Below are 997 nucleotides of genomic sequence, written 5' to 3'. Positions count from 1 at the left end.
AGACCCTGGTAAATAAGGGTTTCAGGTGCGGTGGTGACGGGCCAGGCGTCGGGTCATGATGATGATCATGGACCACTGGACCATCGCGGCGTGATGTTGTGGCAGTCGTTCGTAGTCGCGGACGGTGCGCCGGCATCGGTTGATCCAGGAGAACGTGCGCTCGACCGCCCACCTGCGGTGCAGGACCACGAAGGTGGTTTGCCCGGCGAGTTTCGTGACGATCTGGACGGTGAGACGCAGTTGCTCGGCAGCCCAGTTGACGAGTTGGCCGGCGTAGCCGGAATCGGCCCAGACCAGACGGATGCCGGGGAAGCAGGCGTGCAACGCCCAGAGCAGTGGCCGGGCGCCGTCGCGGTCCTGTATGCCGGCGCTGGTGACCAGGACCGCGAGCAGCAGTCCGCAGGTGTCGACCGCGATGTGGCGTTTACGGCCGTTGATTTTCTTGCCGGCGTCGTAGCCACGGCCCGACCGTGCGACGGTTTCCGCGCCTCGCAGCGACTGCGAGTCGACCAGCGCTGCGGTCGGTTGCCGGTCCCGGTGCTCGACGTGCTGACGGACCTGTTCACGCAGGTGGTTGTGCATGCGGGTCAGGGTGCCGTCGGCGGTCCAGGTCTTGAAGTAGTGGTAGACGAGCTTGTGGTGCGGGAAGTCGGCGGGCAGGGCGTCCCACTGGCAGCCGGTCCGGTCGAGGTAGCGGATCGCGTCGACGACGTCGCGGCGCGGGTAGACGATCGGACGGCCACGGCCGGTCCCCGCCGGGACATGCGGGGCCAGCACAGCCCATTCGGCGTCGCTGGTATCGGAGGGATAGTGCCGCGGCCTGCGGGTGGACAGGTGATCAGCGAAGTCCGCCGGGGTCGCTGACGTGGCGGCCCCCGCGGCAAGGTATACAGACAGGGTTGGGCCTTCGGTCGTGCTGGTTTAGTCACCTTCGCTCGTACTGAAGGCCCTTCCCCATGTCACGACACCACGCCGTACAGGCGCGCACAAGACATCG

1 protein-coding gene is annotated in these 997 nt (G+C 66.9%); it reads right to left on the bottom strand.

Going from position 1 to position 997, the window contains the following annotated elements:
* Positions 1–21 precede the first annotated feature (21 nt).
* Positions 22–834 (bottom strand): IS5 family transposase, encoded by an 813-nt coding sequence (locus tag QSK31_RS48500; protein WP_285691994.1) that lies wholly within the window; start codon positions 832–834, stop codon positions 22–24.
* Positions 835–997 lie beyond the last annotated feature (163 nt).

The organism is Actinoplanes sp. NBRC 103695 (genome assembly GCF_030269485.1).
Lineage (GTDB): Bacteria > Actinomycetota > Actinomycetes > Mycobacteriales > Micromonosporaceae > Actinoplanes.
This window is presented reverse-complemented; position numbering and strand designations above follow the sequence as displayed.